22 protein-coding genes are annotated in these 20,731 nt (G+C 72.1%); 11 read left to right on the top strand and 11 right to left on the bottom strand.

Going from position 1 to position 20,731, the window contains the following annotated elements; translation table 11 throughout:
• The first annotated feature begins 24 nt into the window (after positions 1-24).
• The 4 genes from L0P92_RS19410 (at position 25) to L0P92_RS19395 (ending at position 3,398) form a co-directional block, all read left to right on the top strand.
• Entirely contained in the window at positions 25-888 is an 864-nt protein-coding gene (locus L0P92_RS19410) for an intradiol ring-cleavage dioxygenase (protein ID WP_234764033.1), read from the top strand.
• Positions 885-1,967, top strand: a complete 1,083-nt coding sequence (locus L0P92_RS19405) for a maleylacetate reductase (protein WP_234764031.1) — start codon at positions 885-887, stop codon at positions 1,965-1,967. The genes L0P92_RS19410 and L0P92_RS19405 overlap by 4 nt, the downstream gene beginning before the upstream one ends.
• A 48-nt stretch (positions 1,968-2,015) precedes the next feature.
• Positions 2,016-2,918 (top strand): YceI family protein, encoded by a 903-nt coding sequence (locus L0P92_RS19400; RefSeq protein ID WP_234764029.1) that lies wholly within the window; start codon positions 2,016-2,018, stop codon positions 2,916-2,918.
• A gap of 96 nt (positions 2,919-3,014) precedes the next feature.
• Positions 3,015-3,398, top strand: coding sequence for a luciferase domain-containing protein (locus L0P92_RS19395; protein ID WP_234764027.1), 384 nt, complete (start codon positions 3,015-3,017; stop codon positions 3,396-3,398).
• A gap of 30 nt (positions 3,399-3,428) precedes the next feature.
• Here the strand turns inward: L0P92_RS19395 and ppk2 are convergent, their stop codons facing one another.
• From ppk2 to L0P92_RS19380, 3 genes are all read right to left on the bottom strand, one after another.
• Positions 3,429-4,304, bottom strand: a complete 876-nt coding sequence (gene ppk2 / locus L0P92_RS19390) for a polyphosphate kinase 2 (RefSeq protein WP_234764026.1) — start codon at positions 4,302-4,304, stop codon at positions 3,429-3,431.
• Positions 4,305-4,375: 71 nt separating this feature from the next.
• The gene (locus L0P92_RS19385) at positions 4,376-4,840 is read right to left on the bottom strand and encodes an SRPBCC domain-containing protein (protein ID WP_234764025.1); all 465 of its coding nucleotides are present in this window, start codon (positions 4,838-4,840) and stop codon (positions 4,376-4,378) included.
• Between the two features lie 101 nt (positions 4,841-4,941).
• On the bottom strand, positions 4,942-5,367 hold the full coding sequence (locus L0P92_RS19380; protein ID WP_234764024.1) for a MarR family winged helix-turn-helix transcriptional regulator: 426 nt from the start codon (positions 5,365-5,367) through the stop codon (positions 4,942-4,944).
• Between the two features lie 67 nt (positions 5,368-5,434).
• On the opposite strand from L0P92_RS19380, the gene L0P92_RS19375 reads away from it, so the two are divergent.
• Positions 5,435-5,908, top strand: a complete 474-nt coding sequence (locus L0P92_RS19375; RefSeq protein WP_234764023.1) for a PaaI family thioesterase — start codon at positions 5,435-5,437, stop codon at positions 5,906-5,908.
• Between the two features lie 14 nt (positions 5,909-5,922).
• Here L0P92_RS19375 and L0P92_RS19370 read toward each other — a convergent pair whose 3' ends face one another.
• Both L0P92_RS19370 and L0P92_RS19365 read right to left on the bottom strand, forming a co-directional pair.
• Positions 5,923-7,251: an enolase C-terminal domain-like protein gene (locus L0P92_RS19370; protein ID WP_234764021.1), complete on the bottom strand. Its 1,329-nt coding sequence runs from the start codon at positions 7,249-7,251 to the stop codon at positions 5,923-5,925.
• Positions 7,252-7,280: 29 nt separating this feature from the next.
• Positions 7,281-8,618: a gluconate:H+ symporter gene (locus L0P92_RS19365; RefSeq protein ID WP_234764018.1), complete on the bottom strand. Its 1,338-nt coding sequence runs from the start codon at positions 8,616-8,618 to the stop codon at positions 7,281-7,283.
• Positions 8,619-8,794: 176 nt separating this feature from the next.
• On the opposite strand from L0P92_RS19365, the gene L0P92_RS19360 reads away from it, so the two are divergent.
• Together L0P92_RS19360 and L0P92_RS19355 are read left to right on the top strand one after the other, a co-directional pair.
• Positions 8,795-9,100, top strand: coding sequence for a hypothetical protein (locus L0P92_RS19360; protein ID WP_234764016.1), 306 nt, complete (start codon positions 8,795-8,797; stop codon positions 9,098-9,100).
• Positions 9,101-9,145: 45 nt separating this feature from the next.
• Positions 9,146-9,601: an archease gene (locus L0P92_RS19355; protein WP_234764014.1), complete on the top strand. Its 456-nt coding sequence runs from the start codon at positions 9,146-9,148 to the stop codon at positions 9,599-9,601.
• Positions 9,602-9,655: 54 nt separating this feature from the next.
• On the opposite strand, the gene L0P92_RS19350 is transcribed toward L0P92_RS19355, so the two are convergent.
• Positions 9,656-11,068 carry an RtcB family protein gene (locus tag L0P92_RS19350; RefSeq protein ID WP_234764012.1) on the bottom strand — a complete coding sequence of 471 codons (1,413 nt, stop codon included), beginning with the start codon at positions 11,066-11,068 and terminating at the stop codon, positions 9,656-9,658.
• Positions 11,069-11,204: 136 nt separating this feature from the next.
• On the opposite strand from L0P92_RS19350, the gene L0P92_RS19345 reads away from it, so the two are divergent.
• Entirely contained in the window at positions 11,205-12,329 is a 1,125-nt protein-coding gene (locus L0P92_RS19345) for a CapA family protein (RefSeq protein WP_234764011.1), read from the top strand.
• Positions 12,330-12,337: 8 nt separating this feature from the next.
• Here L0P92_RS19345 and L0P92_RS19340 read toward each other — a convergent pair whose 3' ends face one another.
• Positions 12,338-12,991 (bottom strand): phosphoribosyltransferase, encoded by a 654-nt coding sequence (locus L0P92_RS19340; RefSeq protein ID WP_234764009.1) that lies wholly within the window; start codon positions 12,989-12,991, stop codon positions 12,338-12,340.
• Between the two features lie 327 nt (positions 12,992-13,318).
• On the opposite strand from L0P92_RS19340, the gene L0P92_RS19335 reads away from it, so the two are divergent.
• A complete protein-coding gene (locus tag L0P92_RS19335; RefSeq protein ID WP_234764059.1) occupies positions 13,319-16,231 on the top strand; it encodes a glycosyl hydrolase 115 family protein in 2,913 nt (970 codons plus the stop codon).
• A 21-nt stretch (positions 16,232-16,252) separates the two neighbouring features.
• On the opposite strand, the gene L0P92_RS19330 is transcribed toward L0P92_RS19335, so the two are convergent.
• Both L0P92_RS19330 and L0P92_RS19325 read right to left on the bottom strand, forming a co-directional pair.
• Entirely contained in the window at positions 16,253-16,492 is a 240-nt protein-coding gene (locus L0P92_RS19330) for a hypothetical protein (RefSeq protein ID WP_234764008.1), read from the bottom strand.
• A gap of 70 nt (positions 16,493-16,562) precedes the next feature.
• The gene (locus tag L0P92_RS19325) at positions 16,563-17,015 is read right to left on the bottom strand and encodes a YbhB/YbcL family Raf kinase inhibitor-like protein (RefSeq protein WP_234764007.1); all 453 of its coding nucleotides are present in this window, start codon (positions 17,013-17,015) and stop codon (positions 16,563-16,565) included.
• A gap of 149 nt (positions 17,016-17,164) precedes the next feature.
• Here L0P92_RS19325 and L0P92_RS19320 point away from each other — a divergent pair, with 149 nt between their 5' ends.
• Both L0P92_RS19320 and L0P92_RS19315 read left to right on the top strand, forming a co-directional pair.
• On the top strand, positions 17,165-17,818 hold the full coding sequence (locus L0P92_RS19320; RefSeq protein WP_234764004.1) for a phosphoribosyltransferase: 654 nt from the start codon (positions 17,165-17,167) through the stop codon (positions 17,816-17,818).
• Positions 17,819-17,871: 53 nt separating this feature from the next.
• Positions 17,872-18,444, top strand: a complete 573-nt coding sequence (locus L0P92_RS19315; RefSeq protein WP_234764003.1) for a GNAT family N-acetyltransferase — start codon at positions 17,872-17,874, stop codon at positions 18,442-18,444.
• A 28-nt stretch (positions 18,445-18,472) separates the two neighbouring features.
• On the opposite strand, the gene L0P92_RS19310 is transcribed toward L0P92_RS19315, so the two are convergent.
• Positions 18,473-19,252 carry an SDR family NAD(P)-dependent oxidoreductase gene (locus L0P92_RS19310; RefSeq protein WP_234764002.1) on the bottom strand — a complete coding sequence of 260 codons (780 nt, stop codon included), beginning with the start codon at positions 19,250-19,252 and terminating at the stop codon, positions 18,473-18,475.
• A gap of 52 nt (positions 19,253-19,304) precedes the next feature.
• Positions 19,305-20,731, bottom strand: a 1,427-nt coding sequence (locus L0P92_RS19305) for an FAD-dependent oxidoreductase (protein ID WP_234764001.1), incomplete at its 5' end; no start/stop codon positions are given.

Raw genomic sequence — 20,731 nt, 5'->3', positions numbered from 1 at the left:
CCAGGGGCCGGGGAAGGAGCCGACATGACCGGCGACACGCCAGAGACGGTCACCGACGAGGTCGTCGCCAGTCTGCGGGACACGGCGGACCCGCGGCTGCGGGAGCTGCTGACCGGGCTGGTCAGGCATCTGCACGCCTTCGCGCGGGAGTCGCGGCTGACGCAGGAGGAGTGGGAGCGGGCGATCGGGTTCCTGACGGCGACCGGGCGGATGTGCACGGACACCCGGCAGGAGTTCATCCTGCTGTCGGACGTGCTCGGGCTGTCGATGCTCGTCGAGACGATCAACGACCGGCACGGCCCCGGCGCCACCGAGTCCACGGTCCTGGGCCCCTTCCACATGACCGAGTCGCCGGTACGCGAGCTCGGCGCGGACATCGACCTGGTGGGCGGCGGCGAGCCGTGCGTGGTGAGCGGGCGGGTGCGGTCCCGGGACGGCGACCCGCTGCCGGGCGCGGTCGTCGACGTGTGGCAGGCCGACGGGAACGGCTTCTACGACGTGCAGCGGCCGGACGTACAGCCGCCGGGCAACGGGCGCGGGCTGTTCACCGCGGACGACGAGGGGCGGTTCTGGTTCCGTACGTGTGTGCCGAGCCCGTATCCGATCCCGACGGACGGGCCGGTCGGCGGGATGCTGCGGGCCACCGGACGGCACCCCTACCGGCCCGCGCACATCCACTTCATCGCCTCGGCGCCGGGGCACACGCCGGTCACCACGCACATCTTCGTCGCGGGCAGCGAGTACCTGGACTCGGACGCGGTGTTCGCGGTGAAGCCGGGCCTCGTCACCGACTTCGCCCCGGTCGACGACCCTTCGGCGGCACGGGAGTTCGACGTGGCGAACCCCTTCCGGCACGCCCGCTTCGACCTCGTGCTGGAGCCGTCATGACGGACGCCCTCGACTTCTCCTACGAGTCACGGCCCGTGCGGGTGGTCTTCCGGGCCGGCGCCGCGGTGTCGGCGACGCCGGGCGAGGTGGCGCGGCTGGGGCTGCGGCGGGTGCTGGTGGTGTGCGGGCAGCGCGGCGCGGACACCGCGCGGGCGGTCGCGGACGCGCTCGGCCCGGTCTGCGTCGGCGTGCACGACCGGGCCCGGATGCACGTCCCCGTCGAGGTCGCCGACGTGGCCGTCCAGGCGGCTCGCGCGGCGGGCGCCGACGGGTGCGTGGCGGTCGGCGGCGGCTCGTCGATCGGGCTGGGCAAGGCCGTCGCCCTGCGCACCGGGCTGCCGCTGGTCGCGGTGCCCTCCACCTACTCCGGCTCGGAGATGACACCCGTCTGGGGCCTGACCGAGCACGGCGTGAAGCGCACCGGCCGCGACCCGAAGGTGCTGCCCCGCAGCGTGGTCTACGATCCCGAACTCACCCTCTCCCTGCCGGTTCCGCTCTCCGTGACCAGCGGCGTCAACGCGCTCGCGCACGCCGTCGAGGCCCTGTACGCCCCGGACACCTCGCCGCTGGTGGCGCTGATGGCCGAGGAGGGCGTACGGGCGATGGCGCGGGCGCTCGCGGACGTGGCCGGGGAACCGGCCTCGCTCGACGCCCGCGCTCGCGCGCTGTACGGGGCCTGGCTGTGCGGGTCCTGTCTGGGCGCCACCACGATGGGCCTGCACCACAAGCTGTGCCATGTGCTGGGCGGCACCTTCGGGCTGCCGCACGCCGAGACGCACACGGTGGTGCTGCCGTACGCCCTGGCCCACAACGCGCCCGCCGCCCCGGCCGCGGTCGCCGCCGTGGCCCGTGCCCTGGACACCGACGACGCGCCGACGGCCCTGTGGGAACTGGCCGGACGTCTCGGCGCGCCCCGCTCGCTCGCCGAACTGGGCCTCGCGGAAGCCGACTTGGCGACAGCGGCCGCGCAGACCGCGGGCCAGGCGTACGCCAATCCGCGCCCGGTCACGGCCGACGGTGTGCTCGCCCTGCTGCGGGCGGCGTACGAGGGCGCGGCGCCGAGCACCGCCCTGCCGTAAGCCCCTTTTCCTCCCCCCCCACATTCCCCCCGAAGAAAGGTGATGGTCATGCCCCTCGGACTGCTCAGGAGTCGGCGTTCCCGGGGGGTGCCCGTCGCCGGATTCCCCGTGCCGTCCGGTGCCGGCGGCGTGGGCCGCGAGGTCGTGGACCCGGTGGGTCTGCCGATGCGGGGCGCCGAGGTGACGGTGACGGCGATGGACTCGCACGAGGTCGTGGTGCGGGGCACGACGGATCCGTACGGGCTGTTCTGCGCGGCGCTTCCGCCGGGCCGCTACGGCCTGCGGATCACGGCCGAGGGCCTGACCCCGCATCAGGAGACCGTGGACGTCGTCGGCGGTACGACGCTCCCCACGGCGCGGGTCCAGCTGGTGTCGGGACGACAGCTGGACCTGCCGGCGCCGGGCACCTGGCTGTTCGACCCGCCGCACACGGCGATCCGGTTCATCGCCAAGCACGTCGGCATGGCCCATGTGCACGGCCGCTTCGAGCGCTTCACCGGAGGCATACGCGTCGAACAGGACATGGCCGCCTCGCGGGTGTCGGTGCGCATCGAGGCCGCGAGCATCACCACGGGCAACAACACCCGGGACAACCACCTGCGTTCCGGCGACTTCCTGGACGTCGAGCGCTACCCCTACATCGACTTCACCAGTACACGGTTCGCCTACCGCGGCGGAACCAAGTGGACGCTCCACGGCTCCCTGACCATGCACGGGATCAGCCGCTCCGTCGAGCTGGACACCACCTACCTGGGGTCGGTCAACGGCGGCTACGGCGAGGAACTGCGGTGCGCGGCGCTGGCCAAGGCGGAGCTGCACCGGGAGGACTACACCCTGAACTGGCGCAGCATGCTGGCGCGCGGCATCGCGGTGGTCGGACCCACGGTCCAGCTGGAGCTGGACGTACAGGCGATGTACCGGACGCACGACACCCCGACGCCGCCGGACTAGGTCCAGGGCCAGGTGGTGGCTGAGAGGTACCTCACGCACCGGTTACGAATCGCTCAACCTCTGGTTGCGGGGCGATGATCGGGTGACTATGGGGACATGACACTGGCCCAGCGCGCCATGGAACAACTGGAAGTCTGGCCCGACCTCAGTTCGGGCTCGGCCAGTTGCGGCGCAGGGCGGGCACTGCGCTCCGTCCACAGCGAGATCGTGCACTTCCACTCGGACCGGGATGTGGACCTGCACCTGACGGCGGGGGCCATCGGGCGGTTCCACGACGATCTCCAGGAGTCGACCGCGATCCGGCTGGTCCCCGGCTCGGACTGGGTGACCGTGCACCTCGACTGCGACACGGACGTCGATCTGCTGATGAGCCTGGTCAGCGCCGCCCTCAAGGCTCATCAGAACCGTCCCTCCCCGGCCGGGCGCACGGCAGGGGGCGAGTGCAACTTCCGTCGCGTCACGGTGTTGCCGCGCGGCTAGACTGCCGTCCCCGCCGGGCCCCCGCGTTGGTCAGTCCTCCCCCGCCTCCAGCAGGCCCGCCGCCGCGCCGACGATCCGGGGGTCGGGGACGCCGACGACCTCCTCGTCCTTGTCGGAGTAGTCGAAGCGGGCCAGCACGCTGCGCATGGCCTCGACGCGGGCCCGCTTCTTGTCGTTGCTCTTCACCACGGTCCAGGGCGCGTGCTCGGTGTCGGTCTCGTGGAACATGGCGACCTTGGCGGCGGTGTAGTCCTCCCAGCGGTCCAGGGAGGCCAGGTCCATGGGGCTGAGCTTCCACTGCCGTACGGGGTCGACCTGGCGGATGGTGAAGCGGGTGCGCTGCTCGCCCTGGGACACCGAGAACCAGAACTTGACCAGGTCGACGCCGTCGTCCACCAGCATCCGCTCGAAGGCGGGCGCCTGCCGCATGAAGCGCCGGTACTCGTCGTCGGTGCAGAAGCCCATCACCCGCTCCACTCCGGCCCGGTTGTACCAGGACCGGTCGAACAGCACGATCTCGCCGGCGGTCGGCAGATGCTCGACGTAGCGCTGGAAGTACCACTGTCCGCGCTCACGCTCGGTCGGCTTCTCCAGCGCCACGACCCGGGCGCCGCGCGGGTTGAGATGCTCGGTGAAGCGTTTGATCGTGCCGCCCTTGCCGGCCGCGTCCCGCCCCTCGAAGACGACGACGAGCCGGCGGCCGGACTCCTTGATCCAGCTCTGGAGCTTCAGCAGTTCGATCTGCTGGAGCCGCTTGTGCCACTCGTACTCGGGGCGCTCCATGCGCTGCTCGTAGGGGTAGTTCTCCCGCCAGGTGTCCACGGGGCTGCCGTCCGGCCGGACCAGTACGGGGTCGTCCTGGTCGGTGTAGTCGACGCGCAGCCCTGACAGCAGTTCGTTGTCCATACATCAGCATGGAAGCGAGCGCTTTCGTACGCCCGGCGAACCCCAGGCAAAGATCACGCAATGCGAGGTGATCAGCGGGACGCGGACTCGACGAGCCGGGCGAGGTTGGCCAGCGCCATGCGGGTGCCCGTCTCGTTGTCCGCGGCGGGCACGACATCGGGGATTCCCTCGTGCACGACGAGCACGTCCGTGCCGCCGTCGGCTTCGGTGAGGGTGGTGGTCATCGTCATGGTGCCGCGCAGTTCGGGGTCGTCGGTCTCGAACTCGACCTCCTCGACGACCTGTTCGTCCGGCACGAGCTTCACGAAGCGGCCGTGGTAGGTGTCGGTGTGCGCGTCCGACTTCCCGGTGCCCGTGGGCAGGTCATAGGTGAGCGAGACCCGGAACGCCCCGCCCTCCCGCCCCTCGAACGCGTGCACATGCCCGGTCATGCCGTCCGGCACCCGCCACTTCTCGACGGCGTCCGCGTCCAGCAGCGCCCGGTAGACGGCCTCGCGTGAGGCGTTCACATGCCAGGAGACCCGCGTCGAGTACATGGGTTCACGATAGTGGCGGGGGTACGGGACGGCAGCCGGACGCGGGAAAGGCCGGGCGCCGATCACGGAGGGGCCACTGAAGCCGGCCGCCCTCCCCCGCGTCACCGCTCCCAGTGGGCCAGTGCCCGCATCGCCTCCGACGTCCGCGTGAACCCGTCCTCTCCGAGCAACGCCCGCGCCTGCGCGTTGAAACGGTCGACCTCCGGCTGCGCGGCGTCGAGCGCGGCGGCACCGTCGCCCGTCAACTCCAGCACCACGGCCCGGTGTTCGCGCGGATGCGCCCGCTTGGCGACGAGCCCGGCCGCGGTGAGCCGCCCGACCAGCCCGGTGACGGCGGACTCGCGCAGCCCCAGGGTGCGGGCCAGCTCCTGCTGGGTGATCCCCGGCTCGTCGCGGACCGCGAACAGTGCGCCGAGCTGGGCCGTGGTGATCCCGGCGGCGGCCAGCAGGCGGCGGTCGGAGGCGGTGCGCAGCTGGTGCGCCGCCCGCTGGAGCAGGAAGAAGAGGCGTTGATCGGGCTCGGGCATGGACCGATGTTGACAGACGGGAAGGCGCGGCGCCATCCTCACTTCACTACTGAAGTGAGGTGCGCACGTGGACGACCCGCTCGACTCCCATGACCCCCGCGGCTCTCTCGACCTGGCCCTCGCCCGCAAGGTGCTGGCCGCCCAGCCCCTCAGCGTGTTGCTGGGCGCCAGACTGACGGCCTTCGGCGACGGTGCGGCGACACTCGAACTGGATCTTCGCGACGATCTGCTCCAGCAGCACGGCTTCGCCCATGGCGGCCTGCTCGGCTACGCGGCGGACAACGCGCTGTCGTTCGCCGCGGGTGCCGCGGTCGGTCCCGGCGTGATGACCGCCGGGTTCACCATCGACTTCCTGCGCCCCGCCAAGGGCGCGACCCTGCGCGCCGATGCCCGGGTGATCCGGGCGGGCCGCACCCGTGCGGTGTGCCGGTGCGATCTGACGACGGTCGACGTCGACGGCACGCAGACCCTGTGCGCGGTGGCCCAGGGCACGATCGCGGTCACCGAGCCCACGCCGGACACCGGGCGCGACGCGTCCTGAGCTCACCCTCTGGCTCAGCGCACGAGACACGGCCGCTTCGCGTCGAAGGTCCAGTCGTCGATCAGGTACCGCATGCCGACGGCGTCGTCACGGCCCGAGAGCGCCTTCTCCCGGTACAGCTCGTGCGCGGCGAGGAGCCGGTCGCGGTCCAGGCGGACTCCCAGTCCGGGCGTGTCCGGTACGGCGACCTCGCCGTCGGTGATCCTCGGGGGCCGCACGGTGAGCCGTTCGTGTCCCTCCTGCCAGATCCAGTGCGTGTCCAGGGCGTTGTACTCGCCGGGTGCGGCCGCGCCGCAGTGGGCCATCATCGCCAGGGAGATGTCGAAGTGGTTGTTGGAGTGGCAGCCCCAGGTCAGGCCCATGGCGTTGCACAGCTGGGCGACGCGCACCGAGCCCCGCATGGTCCAGAAGTGCGGGTCGGCCAGCGGGATCGACACCGACTGCAGGGCCAGGGCGTGGGTCAGCTGCCGCCAGTCCGTGGCGATCATGTTGGTGGCCGTGGGCAGTCCGGTGGCCCGGCGGAACTCCGCGAGGATCTCGCGCCCGGAGTAGCCGTCCTCCGCCCCGCAGGGGTCCTCGGCGTAGGCGAGGGTGCCGAGGAGCGGGCGGCACAGTTCGACGGCCTCGCGCAGGGACCAGGCGCCGTTGGGGTCGAGGGTGATCCGTGCCTCGGGGAAGCGGTCCTTGAGCGCCCGTACGGCCTTGACCTCCTCCGCGCCCGGCAGTACTCCGCCCTTGAGCTTGAAGTCGCGGAAGCCATAGTGGTCGTAGGTGGCCTCGGCCTGGCGGACGATCGCCTCGGGGGTCAGGGCCTCCTCGTGCCGGACGCGGTACCAGTCGACGGCCGCGTCGGGGTCGCGGGCGTAGTCCAGGTCGGTGCGGTCCGGGTCACCGACGTAGAAGAGGTAGCCGAGGACCCGTACGGAGTCGCGCTGTTTGCCGTCGCCGAGGAGGGCGGCGACCGGGACGTCGAGGTGCTGGCCGAGGAGGTCGAGGAGTGCCGACTCGACGGCGGTGACGGCGTGCACCGTCGTGCGCAGGTCGAAGGTCTGGGCACCGCGACCGCCCGAGTCCCGGTCGGCGAAGCTCGCCTCGATCGTCCGCAGGACGCGGTTGTAGTCGCCCACCGGCGCGCCGACGACCAGTGCCTCGGCGTCGCGCAGGGTCTGTGTGATCTTCTCCCCGCCGGGGACCTCGCCGAGGCCCGTACGGCCCTCGGAGTCCTCCAGGACGACGACGTTGCGGGTGAAGTAGGGGGCGTGGGCCCCGGAGAGGTTGAGGAGCATCGAGTCGCGGCCGGCGACCGGGTACACGGCGAAGCGAGTGACGACGGGTTGGCTCATGGCAGGCGGGGGCCGTTCTCGTGAGGGGGTCAGATGCTGAGGGCGTCGAGGACCTGTTCCAGGACCAGTACGCCACCGAGGCCGAGGATCGCGAGCACCGTCGTGTACGTGGTGCGTGCCTTGATCGCGTCGAGGACGGACAGGTTGAAGTACTCCTTGAACATCCAGAAGCCCGGGTCGTTGACGTGGGAGAAGGCGATCGAGCCGCAGGAGACGGCGAGCACCATCACCTCGGGGTGGACGCCGCTGCCCGCGAGCAGGGGCAGGGCGACGCCGGAGGCGGTGACGACGGCGACGGTCGCGGAGCCGAGGGCGACCCGGAGGATGGCCGCGATCAGCCAGGCCAGGACGATCGGGGAGATCGACCAGCCGTCGGTGACGTCCTTGATGTAGTCGGATATGCCGCCTTCGACGAGGACGTTCTTGAAGGCGCCGCCCGCGCCGATGACGAGCAGGATCATCGCCATCGCCTGGGCGGCCTCCTTGCAGGAGGCGCCGACCTCGGCCAGGCCGCGGCCGATGCGCGGGCCGAACGCCCAGATGGACACGAGCAGGGTGAGCAGCAGGGCGATGGGCGCGGAGCCGATGAAGGCGACGAAGTGCAGCGGGCCGTTGTCGCCGGAGGCCGCCAGATCGGTCACCGCGGCGCCTGCGATCAGCACCACGGGCAGCAGCGCGACGGACAGCGACCAGCCGAGGCCCGGCATCTCGTCGTCCTCGAAGACCCGTTCGCTCACCAGGCCCTTGGGGATGGAGGGGTTCATCGCGCGGACGAAGGGCAGCCGCGGCCACAGCAGGGCGATGAACGCGCCGACCGGGACGGCGATGAACAGGCCGTAGAACAGGGTGAGTCCGACGGAGGCGTGGAAGGTGGCGGACACCGCGGTGGGGCCGGGGTGCGGCGGCAGGAAGCTGTGCATGGTGGACAGGGCGATCGACATCGGCAGCCCCACCCACAGCAGGTTCGCCCGGGTGACCCGGACGAGGGTGAAGGCGATCGGCACGATGATGACGAAGGCCACCTCGTAGAACATCGTCACGCCGATGAGCATGGCCGTCAGCACCATCGCGACCTGGACCCAGCGAGGGCCGCACACGGCCAGGAGCCTCCCGGCTATCCGCTGGGCGGCGCCGGAGTCCCCCATCACCCTGCCGACCATGGCACCGAGCCCGATGGTGAGCATGGTGTCGCCGATCTGGTCACCGATGCCCTCGGCGAGTACGTCCGGGATCTTCTCCGGCCCGATCCCCTGGACCAGCCCGACGCCCACCGCCACCAGGAGCAGGGCGGCGAAGCCGTTCAGTTTGAGCCTGGTCATCAGGACGAGCAGGACCAGCACGCTGATCCCCACCACCACGAGCGGCATATGTCAGTTCTCCTTCGAACGCCGGCCGCTTACGTTCACCCCGCTGAACGGGGTCCTCACATGAAGACGTCGTCTACATATGAGGACGGAGATTATGTTCATGGATGGACAAGGTCAATGGGTCTGCGCCGCCGGATTCCCGGGTACTCGTACGCGGGTAGCACCCTCCTGGGGAGATGACCTCAATGCTGTTCCTCGGACTGCTCCTCCTCGCGGCCAGCGGCGCCTTCACCGCTCTGGTCATCGCCGACAACCTCTCCGGCGGCCCCGAGTACTCCGTCTCGGTGCTCGGACAGGACCTCGCGACCATGAACACGCTGGCCGTCTTCTGCTCGGGTCTCGCCCTGGCGCTCGTCTTCTGCCTGGGCCTGGTCCTGGCGAGGAGCGGTGCGACCCACCACCGCCACGGCAGGCCGCGGCGGCACGGGACCCGGCGCGTCGCCCCGTTCCGCGGAACCGCGGATCCCGACGCCCGGGCCTGACCCGGACCAACAGCCCGTACGGCACGAGCGGATCAGGTGATGCCGATGGTCGGTGACCCGGACGACGACATCCAGACCCGGCGCGACGGCGGAAGCGGCCACCGGGCGGTGCCGCACACGGCCGACGTGCGGATCGAGGCGTGGGGCGTGAGCAGGGAGCGCTGCCTGGTGGAGGCAGCACTGGGCATGGTGGAGTGCTTCGCCGACGTCACGGCGGTCCGGCCCACCTCGATGGAGCGGGTACGGCTCGCCGAGAACAGCGACGAGGAACTGCTGACCGCCCTCCTCGACGAGGTCGTCTTCCGTCTCGACGTGGACGGCCGCGTGCCCGTCGACCTGGAGGCCGACACCACGGACGGCGACCTCGACGTACGGCTCGCGCTCGCCGAGCTGGGTGACGTGGAGGTCACCGGCGCCACCCCGAAGGGCGTCTCATGGCACGGGCTGCACATCGGGCCGGACTCGTACGGGTGGTCGTGTGCGGTGACCGTGGATGTTTGACGTCGATGTGTGAGGTGACCGTCGGCGGGTGAACCCCCCTGCCCACGTCACCGCTCAGCCCTTCACCACCCCCAACGGCACCAGCCGGGCCACCGTCCGGCACAGTCCCGCGCCCTCGCTCGCGGCGACCACCTCGCTGACGTCCTTGTACGCCTCGGGCGTCTCCTCCGACAGGCCGCGCAGCGAACGCGGGCGTACCGCGATGCCCGCCGACTCCAGCCGGGCCCGCACCTCCCGGCCGCCCACCGCACGGGCGGCCCGGTGGCGGCTGAGGACGCGGCCGGCGCCGTGACAGGTGGAGAAGAACGCGTCGCCGCCGGCCACGCCGACCAGGACGTACGAGGCGGTGCCCATCGTCCCCGGGATCAGCACCGGCTGGCCCACGTCACGCAGATCGTCCGGCAGGTCGGGATGGCCGGGCGGGAAGGCGCGGGTCGCCCCCTTGCGGTGGACGCAGAGCGTGCGGCGCGCTCCGGCCACCGGGTGGGGCTCGATCTTGGCGAGGTTGTGGGAGACGTCGTAGACCAGGGACAACCGGGCTCCCGCGGCGCGCCGGAACACGGTGCGGGCCGCGTCGGACAGCAGCTGGCGGTTGGCGCGGCCGTAGTTGGCGGCGGCCGCCATCGCGCCGAGGTAGCGCTGCCCCTCGGGTGAGTCGACCGGTGTGCAGGCCAGCTGGCGGTCGGGGACCTTGATGCCGTACCGGGCCATTGCGCGGTCCATCAGCCGGACGTGATCGGTGCAGATCTGGTGGCCGAGGCCGCGCGAGCCGCAGTGGATCATCACGCACACCTGGCCGACGGCGATACCGAACGCGGCGGCCGCTGTCGCGTCGTACACCTCGTCGACGCGCTGCACCTCCAGGAAGTGGTTGGCCGACCCGAGGCTCCCGACCTGGCCGAGCCCGCGCTCCCGGGCCCGCGCGCTCACCTGGTCCACGTCGGCGTCGGCGACCGCCCCGCCGTCCTCGCAGCGCGTCAGGTCGCGCTCCTCCCCGTGGCCCTCCCCCACCGCGTACCGCGAACCGCCCCGCAGGATCCGCTCCAGCTGGCCGGGGCCGGTCAGGTGCCACACCCCGCCGGGTCCTGCGCCGCGCGGGATCGCCCGGTCCAGGCCGTCCATCACGGCGGGCAGCGCCGGGCCGAGGCCGTCCCGGTCGAGGTCGGCGGTGAGCAGCCGTACCCCGCAGGAGATGTCGAAGCCGACGCCGCCCGGCGAGACGACCCCGCCGTCGGCGACGTCGGTCGCGGCGACGCCGCCGATGGGGAAGCCGTAGCCCCAGTGGATGTCGGGCATGGCGTACGAGGCGCCGACGATGCCCGGCAGTGTGGCCACGTTGGCCACCTGCTCCAGCGACTTCTCGGCGTCCCGCAGCAGCTTGCGTGACGCGAACACCACACCGGGCACCCGCATCGGGCCGTGCGGGTCGACACGGAAGCGGTGGGAACCTTCCTGGACCAGTTCCATGACGGCCTCCCACCTCTCGACAGGGCACGCTCCGACACCCGGCGCCGCAGGTGCGGGGTACCCGCGCGGGGCGCGTCGTATCGCGGCGCCACCATCGCGCACGGGACCTTCAAACACCCCCTAGTACCGTTGAGAGATGAGCGGCGGCACGGTCACGCTGTTCGTCTGCGGTGACGTGATGCTCGGACGCGGCGTCGACCAGATCCTGGCCCGGCCCGGGGACCCGGTGCTGCGGGAGGGTTATGTCACGGACGCCCGGTCCTACGTGAGCATGGCGGAGGCGGTGAGCGGCGCGATTCCGGCGCCCGTGGACCCGTCCTGGCCTTGGGGCGAGGCGCTGTCGGTCCTGGAGTCGAACGCCCCGGACCTGCGGATCGTCAATCTGGAGACGTCGATCACGCGCAGCGACGCGTTCGAGCCCGGCAAGGCGGTCCACTACCGCATGCATCCGGCCAATCTGCCGGCCCTTGAGGTGGCCCGGCCCGACGTCTGCGTTCTGGCCAACAACCATGTGCGGGACTTCGGCGTCGCGGGCCTGGAGGAGACGCTCGACGTGCTGCACGGTGCGGGTCTGCGGACGGTGGGCGCGGGGCGCGGTGCCGAGGAGGCGTACGCCCCCGTGGCGCTTCCGCTCCCCCACGGCGGCCGTGTCCTCGTCCTCGCCCTCGGCGCCGGCACCAGCGGCGTCCCCGCGGACTGGGCGGCGACGGCCGACCTGCCCGGTGTCGCCCACGTGCCCGAGCTGACGCCCGCCACGGCCGCCGCAGCGGTCCGGCGCATACGGCAGGTGAAGCGGGCCGGCGACCTCGTGGTCATGTCCGTGCACTGGGGTTCCAACTGGGGCTACCTCGTCCCCCGCGACCAGCGCCGCTTCGCGCACGCCCTGGTGGACGGCGGCGCCGACGTCGTCCACGGCCACTCCTCGCACCACCCACGCCCCGTCGAGGTCTACCGGAACCGGCTGATCCTGCACGGCTGCGGCGACTTCATCGACGACTACGAAGGCATCACCGGGTACGAGCAGTACCGCGACGACCTCCGCATCGCCTACTTCGTGACGCTGGCGGCCGACACCGGCGAACTCACCGACCTGCGCATGGTGCCCCTGCAAGCCCGCCGTATGCGTCTCGAACCCGCCCCGCCCGAGGACCGCGCCTGGCTGCGGTCCACCCTCGACCGCGTCAGCTACGGCGCCCATCTCACCCTGGACCCGGACGGCACGCTCGCCCTGCGCAAGCCCGCCTCCAGCACCGCCTCTTGAACCCGCCCTCAGCGCGCCCCTTCCGCACCCCGCAACGCCTCCAGCACATCGGCGTCCGTCAGCTGGCCGAAGTCCTCGTACCACTCCCCCACCGCACTGAACAGCCGCGGCTGGTGCAGACAGACGAACTCGTCGACCATCCGACGCAGTTCCTCGGCCGCCTCCGGCGCGCACACCGGTACGGCCAGCACCAGACGCTCGGGTCCCTGGTCGCGTACGGCGCGCAGGGCGACGCGTGCGGTCGAGCCGGTGGCGACCCCGTCGTCGACGACGACGGCCGTACGGTCGCGCAGTCGCGGAGCCGGCCGGCCCTGCCGGTAGCGTTCCTCGCGCCGCCGCAGCTCCGTCCGCTCCCGTTCCACCACCGGCGCCAGATCGGCCTCGCTCAGCCCCAGCCGGTACAGGGTCTGCTCGTCGAACAGCGGAGGGCCGTCACCCGCGAGCGCCCCGACCCCGAACTCCTCGTGGAACGGCGCCCCGATCTTGCGTACGACGAGCACGTCCAGCGGGGCCTCCAACGCCCGCGCGACCTCCTGGGCCACCGCGACACCGCCCCGGGGCAGCGCGAGGACCACGGGATGCGGAAGGACTCCCTTCTCCTGCCGGACGCGCAGCTGCTCCGCCAGCTCCCGCCCGGCCTCCTTGCGGTCACGGAACTGCATGGGTCTCCCCTTCCGTCCGTCGCCGCGTACCCCGCCCGCCGGTACCGGACACACCAGGTGCTCGTGTGCCGGCCGACGTCTCACGGGGCTGGACCGCTCGGACGGGACTGGCTTAGGGTTCCGGACGGCAAGCGCTTTCTAGCCTGCGCATGCCAACGCACGCACGCTCACGTCGTTCCCTCGTTCTCTCGCACCACGTCACGTCGTTCCCTCGCACCACGCCCCCCGTCATGCGCGGAAAGGAAGCGTCACGTGCCGCACCACGACACCCCCCACCCCCTGCCCCTCCCGGACCGGCCGTGGACCCGCAAGGCCTTCCTGCGAGGGATGGCCGCCGCAGGAGCCGCCCCGCTGCTCCCCGGAGTCCTCCCCACGTCCGCCCGGGCCGCGGCGGACCGGCCCGACTTCCCGCTCGTACAGGGCGGCACCGCCGTCGAGCTCTACGTCGACACGGCGGACGACCCGGCCGTGATCCGCGCGGCCGGCGATCTCCAGGCGGACGTCGAGCGGGTCAGCGGGGTCCGGCCGGTGCTGCGGCACACGCTGCCGGAGACGGCGACGGCGGGCCTTGTGCTCGTGGGCACGCTGGGCGCCAGTCCGGTCCTCGACCGGCTCGTCGCCCAGGGGCGGCTGGACGTCAGGCGGGTGAAAGGGCGCTGGGAGGCGTCCGTGACGCAGGTCGTGGAGCGTCCGCTGCCCGGGGTCGAGCGGGCGCTGGTGATCGCGGGCAGCGACCGGCGCGGAACGGTCTACGGCGTCTACGACACCTCGGAGCGCATCGGCGTCTCCCCCTGGTACTGGTGGGCCGACGTCCCCGTGCCCCGCCGCGACACGGTGACCGTGCCCGCCGGTCCGCTCAAGCGGTACGAGCCGTCGGTGCGCTACCGGGGTGTCTTCATCAACGACGAGCAGAACCTCACCACTTGGTCGCACCGCACCCAGGAGCCGGACAAGAACATCGGCCCCGAGACCTACAAGCGCGTCTTCGAACTGCTCCTGCGCCTCAAGGCCAACTACCTCTGGCCGGCGATGCACCCGTACTCCGACTTCTTCAACAAGCACCGCGAGAACCCCGAACTCGCCGACCGCTACGGCATCGTCGTCGGCTCCAGCCACCCCGAGGCCCTGCTGCGCAACGGCGTCCATGAGTGGGAGCCGTGGGCCGAGGAGCACCGGGGCGCGGACGGCACCCTGCCGGTGTACGACTACACGGTGAACCCGGCCGTCATCTCCGACTACTGGAGAGCCCGGGCGAGACAGAACGCGTCGTACGAGAGCAGCTGGACGATCGGGATGCGCGGGCTGCACGACAGCGCGCTGGAGACGAAGTACGCCACCACCGTCCCGGAGAAGGTCGCGGTGATGAACGACATCATCGCCGACCAGCGCCGCATCCTCGCCGAGGAGGTCGGTGCGGCGGCCGAGCCGCAGATCTTCATCCCGTACAAGGAGGTCCTGGAGCTGTACAACGCGGGTGTCCAGGTCCCCGACGACATCACGCTGATCTGGCCGGACGACAACCACGGCAACATGCGCCAGCTGCCGAACGACGCCGAGCGGGGCCGGGCCGGCGGCAACGGCATCTACTACCACCTGTCCTACTGGGGCCGCCCGAAGAGCTATCTGTGGCTGGACACCACCCAACTCGCCAAGGTATGGCAGGAGTTGCGGCGGGTGTACGAGCACGGCGTCGACCGGATGTGGATCTTCAACGTCGGTGACGTCAAGTCGATCGAGACCGGTCTGTCGTTCAGCATGGACATGGCCTGGGACGTGGACCGGTGGGGCGCCGACGACGTGGGGGACTTCCTGGCCGAGTGGTCGGGACGGCAGTTCGGCCGGCGGTACGGCCGGGAGATCGCAGCGATCCGCGGCGAGTACTACCGGCTCGCGGCCGAGCGGCGCCCGGAGTTCATCGACCCCGGGGTGTTCTCGGTGATCCACCACGGCGACGAGGCGGGCCGGCGGACGGCCGCGTACGAGCAGCTCCTCGCGCGGGTGCGGGCGGTGGGGGCCAAGGTGCCCGAGCAGTTCCGGGACGCCTTCTTCGAGCTGGTCGAATACCCCGTGCACGGCGCGTACCTGATGAACCTGAAGTACTACTGGGCGGACCGCAACGCGCTCGCGGTGCGGCAGGGACGCGGGGCCGGGACCAACCGCTTCGCCGAGCTGGCCGAGGCGGCCCACGCCGAGGAGGCGGCGCTCACCAGGCGGTACAACACCGAGGTGGCGGGCGGGAAGTGGAACGGGATCGTCAACCCGTACCCCTCCCAGATCCCGAAGGCGCCGGGCCGCCCGGCCGTCACCCGGATCGCCCGGCAGGAGACCTCGGGTCTGGGCGTGGCGGCCGAGGGCAACGAGACGGGGGCGGGCCGCCCGCTGTCCTTCTCCTCCTACACCCGGGACCGACGCTTCCTCGACGTCTTCAACACCGGTTTCCTGCCGTTCGACTGGTCGGCCGAGGCGAGCCACCCGTGGGTGCTGCTGAGCTCCGCGGGAGGCTCTCTCACCGAGCAGACCCGGGTGTGGGTGGAGATCGACTGGGCGCGGCTGCCCGAGGGGACGCACGAGGACGCCATGGTCGCCGTCAGCGGGGCCGGGCGGCGGATCGAGGTGCCGTTGCGGGTGGTCGACGACGGTGAGCGGGCGCGTCGGCGGGCACGCGGGTTCGTGGCGGCCCACGGGTATGTCTCGATCGACGCCGTGCACACGGAGCGTCGGGTGGCGCGCGGCGGGGCCGGGTGGCGTGAGGTGCGGGGGCTGGGGCGCCGTACGGGCGCTCTGGAGGCGGTGCCCACGACCGCGGCCTCGGTGACCGCCGACTTCGCCACCAGGGCGCCGGAGTTGCGCTACCGGGTGCGCTTCGACGTCGCCGGCACCTTCCCGGTCACCGTCTTCCGGCTGCCGTCCCTGGACGAGCGCGGCCACCGCCGGCTGGCCGTCGCGCTCGACGAGCAGCCAGCCGCCGTTCTCACGGGCCAGTCCGTCGCCACCGGCAACCGGGGTGACGCCTGGGCCCGCAACGTGGAGGACGGGGTCGAGAAGCTGACCGCCCGGGTGACGGTGGACGAGCCGGGCGAGCATGTCCTGCGGATCTTCATGGTCGACCCGGGCATCGCGGTGGACCAGATCGTCATCGACACCGGCGGGCTGCCGGTGAGCTACCTCGCGCCGCCGGAGAGCTACCACGCGCGGTTCAACCCCGACCCGGACCGGGCGGCGGGCCTGCGGTCCTACTGACCCGGGTGGCACCGCACGCGTTCACTCGTCCGGCGTATCGGGCGGTTCCGGGGCGTTCCAGTCGTAGGGCCCGCCGCCGCGCCACTCGATCAGTTCGGGGTCGTCGACGGCCCGGTCCTTGCCGGGCAGGCCCGCGCGGTGCACCAGGTCCATCACGTCGAACAGGTTGTACGCGGTGCCCGTCGGCTCGCCGCGGATCGTCACCTGGCGCCCGCCGTCGGACGCCGGCGGCAGCACCACCACGGGGGGACGCGTGCTCATGACACCACCATGCGCTCTGCGCGGCCGGAACGCAGCCCGGCGCACCGGGTGAACGGGCCCGGGTCCGCGCTCAGCGCTGGTAGAGGCCGACGAGGGTTCCGCTGGCCAGCTGCTGGTCGTCCAGGACCCGGTGGGCTTCGACGGCCGTGGGCGCCTCCGGGATGGAGACGGGGGCGGGGAGGGCGTACAGGCGGAAGAAGTACCGGTGTGCGTCGTCGCCGACCGGCGGCAGCGGGCCGCCCCACCCCGATTCCCCGAAGCCGTTGGTGTGCGGGTGGCTGCCCGGGGTCGTACGGCCGGCGGGCAGCTCCTGCGTGTGCGGGTCGATGCCGGTGACCAGCCAGTGGACGAACGTCCCCGACGGCGCGTCCGGATCCTCGCACAGCAGGGCCAGCTCCACCGCCTCGTCGGGCACTCCGGACCAGGCCAGCGGCGGGGAGAGGTTCTCGCCCTCCCAGGCGTGCCGACGCGGGATCATCTCGTGATCGTGGAACGCGGAGCTCTTGAGTTCGATGTCGGTCATGCGCGCCGCAGTACCCACCCGGAGGCGGGCCACACACAGCGCCGCGGCCGGTGTGCGCGAACCCCTCCGCGAGGGCCGCCCTGACCCGTTTCACCGGCCGCCCGTCGGGAACTCGGCGCCTGCGCCGATCTTCGAGGGAGGAGCGCGCCGTGGCATTCCGCGACCGTACCCACGCCGGGCAGGAGCTCGCCCTGCGGCTGGTCGAGTGGGCCGACTCCGGTGATCTGGTCAATCCGCTCGTGCTGGCCCTGCCGCCCGGTGGGGTGCCCGTCGCCGCCGAGGTGGCCCGTGCGCTGCGCGCCCCGCTGGACGTGCTGGTGGCGCGCGAGATCACCACACCGATCAGCCCGGAGACGAGGATCGGGGCGATCGTCGCCGACGATCCGCCGCTGTACGACCGGCAGAGCCTGGCCATGATGCATCTGTCCGAGGACCGGCTCGGCGACGTCGTCGCCCGCGAACGGGGCGAGCTGCACCACCGCGAGCGGGTCTACCGCGGTCACCGCCCGCTCCCGTCGATCAACGCCCGCACGGTCGTCCTGGTCGACGACGGCCTGACCACCGGCCTGATCGCCACGGCGGCGCTCCGCTTCCTGCACCGCCACGGCCCGGCCCGCCTGATACTCGCCGTGCCCGTCGGCAGCCCCCGGACGACGGCGGCGCTCCGCCCCGAGTGCGACGACCTCGTCTGCCTCGAACAGCCCCGGTCGCTGCACACGGTCGGCGAGTGGTACGAGGACTTCGCCCGGATCCCCGAGTCCCGGGCCGCCGAGATGCTCCAGGCGTTCCACGCCACCGCGTGAGCGGCGGGGCCGCCGTGCCCGTAGGCCGCCGTGTTCCGTGACATGGTGGTGCCATGGCCATAGAAGTTCGCCCGGCCTCGGTCTTCGAGGACGTCCGTGCGGTGGTCGGCCCGAAGTCACCCACGGCCAGCGTGTGTTGGTGTCTGAGCTATCGGATCCCGTCGAAGCTGAACCGGGAGCTGGTGGGGCCGGCCCGCGGTGAGTACGTCGCGGAACTCTGCCGCGCCGATCCCCCTCCGGGGGTGATCGCCTACGACGGTGACGAACCGGTCGGCTGGGCGGCCGTGGCGCCGCGTTCGGCCACGTCCTTCGCACGCAACCGCAAGATCCCGCACGTCGACGACCTGCCGGTGTGGTCGCTGTGGTGCATCCGCGTCCGCCCGGGCCACCGCAAGCAGGGCATCACGCACGCCCTCATCGCCGGCGCGGTCGACTTCGCCCGCGACCGGGGCGCCCCGGCGATCGAGGCGTACCCCCTGGACAACGGTGACGCCCGTGTCGACCTGACGATGGCCTACGCCGGGATCCGCAGGAACTTCGAACGCGCCGGCTTCGTGCACGCCGCCGACACCACCTCCGTGCTGGCCGGTCACCCCCGGATCCTGATGCGGCTCGATCTGCGCTGACGGACCGCACGGGGGCTTCCTGGCGGGCTCAGTGCACCGAGAAGCCGCCGTCCACGAAGATCGACTGCCCGGTGACGTAGGCGGAGGCCCGGCTCGCGAGGAACACCGCCGCGCCGGCGAAGTCCTCGGCCAGACCGTTGCGCCCGACCATCGTGCGGGCGGCGAGCGCCGCCACCTTCTCGGGGTCGGACGACAGACGGGTGTTGAGGGGCGTCATCACGAAGCCCGGCACGAGCGTGTTGCAGGTGACGCCGTACGGCGACCAGGCCTCGGCCTGGGAACGGGCCAGCGACTCAAGCGCGCCCTTGGAGACGCCGTAGGCACCGCTCTGCACGAACGCCCGGTGCGCCTGCTGGGAGGTGATGTGGATGATCCGCCCGAAGCCCCGCTCGGCCATGCCGGGGCCGAACCGCTGCCCCAGCAGATGAGGCGCCTCCAGGTTGACGGCCATCGTGGTGTCCCAGACGTCCTCGCCCAGCTCGCCGATCGGCGGCCGCAGGTTGATCCCGGCGCAGTTGACGAGGATGTCGGGCTCACCGAACGCCTTGACGACCCCCTCGGCCGCCGCTCGCACCCCGTCACGTGTGCCGAGGTCGGCACCGACCCAGGCCGCCCGGCCGCCCTGCGCCTCCAACTCCCCGACCGTGGCCGCCAGTTCCGCCTCCCTGCGGGCCACGACCACGACGCTCGCGCCCGCTCGGGCGAGGGCCTCGGCGATGGCCCGCCCGATGCCGGAACTGCCCCCGGTCACCACGGCGACCCGGCCTTCCAGCGAGAACAGTTCGGAGAGGTATGCCTGCGACGTCATGTCCGCAGACTAGGCGGCACGCTCCCGGCGCCGGCACTCGGGGGCGTCGTCGTCAGGGATGCTGCGGCGCGGGGTCCCGGGGCTCCAGGCGCAGGTGGGCGCCCTGTCGGACGAGTGCGCGTTGGACGAGGTGGTGGGGGACCTCGCGGGGGCTGCGGCCGAGCCGGACGGACAGGGCGGCGCAGACTCCCGCCGCCTGGCCCGTGGCCATGGCGATGGGCATGACGCGGTAGGAGGAGTGCGCGACGTGTGAGCCGGAGATGCAGCGTCCGGCGACGAGCAGCCGGTCGGTGTCCCTGGGCAGCAGACAGCGCAGGGGGATGTCGTAGAAGTGCCCGCGCGGGACGCGTTTGAGGACGGTGCCGCTGCCTCGGGGGTTGTGGATGTCGACCGGGTAGGCGCCGTGCGCGACGGCGTCGGGGAAGGAGCGCGCCGCGAGGATGTCATGGCCGGTGAGGTGGTAGTCGCCGAGGACGCGGCGGGTCTCCCGGACGCCGATCTGCACTCCGCTCTGTGCCACGTACGACGTGTGGAATCCCGGGACGCGGCGGCGCAGGAAGCGGTCGATCTGGTCCATCTGGCGGCGCGCGAGGTACTCGGCGCGGCTGAGGTCCCACACGTCGGTGCCGAGTGCGCGGGTGACCCGGGTGCTGTTGACGCTGACCTCGCGGGGGTGCGGGGTGCTGAAGAGCAGGATGTCCTCGCGGGGCAGACGCAGTTCGCCCGCCTCGGTGGCCTCCTGGACCAGGTCCCACAGTCCGTGGACGCCCCGCCACTGGTCGGGGTGTTCGGCGACGTAGGCGTTGAAACGCGGCTGGAGGAAGTCGACGACGCGGAACATCAGTGTCATCGGCTGGACTAGCCCGTCCTCCGGCCGTCCGATCTCGTACGGCGCCCCCGCGGCGGCGGCGATGTCGCCGTCCCCGGTGCCGTCGACGACGACCGCGGCATCGATCACCACCGGCCCCGACTTGGTCTCGAACACTACCCGCCAGCCGTCGTCGAGGGGCAGCGCGGCCGAGGCGAAGGAGTGGAACAGCAGGCGCACGCCCGTCTCGTCGAGCAGGTCGAGGAGGACGAGCTTGTAGAGCTCCGGGTCGAACGGGACGGTGTAGCCGGTGTCGGGGGACGGCGGGACACAGCCGCCGCGCGCGGTGAGGCGGTCCAGCAGGAGCCACAGGAACCCGGCCACCACCGGTTCGCCCTCGCCGTGGTCGGTGGGCAGCAGCCGGCCGGCTGCTCCGCCCGCGTCGAACACGGCCTGTTTCCGCTCGTTGTGGAACGACATCAGCGGCATGACCAGCGCCACGGTGGCGTTGCCGCCGAGGAAGCCGTACCGCTCCGCCAGCACCACGTCCGCGCCGGCGTCGGCCGCCGCGTACGCCGCCGCGGTGCCGGCCGGGCCGCCGCCGACGACCAGGACGTCGGTGCGGCCGCCGTGGCGGGCGGCGCGCGGGGGCAGGGTGACGGTCGTGGCGG

The organism is Streptomyces muensis (genome assembly GCF_021474425.1).
In the GTDB taxonomy this organism is placed as follows: Bacteria; Actinomycetota; Actinomycetes; order Streptomycetales; family Streptomycetaceae; genus Streptomyces; species Streptomyces muensis.
The sequence above is the reverse complement of the archived record's forward strand: the minus strand, read 5'-3'. Positions and strand labels throughout refer to the sequence as shown.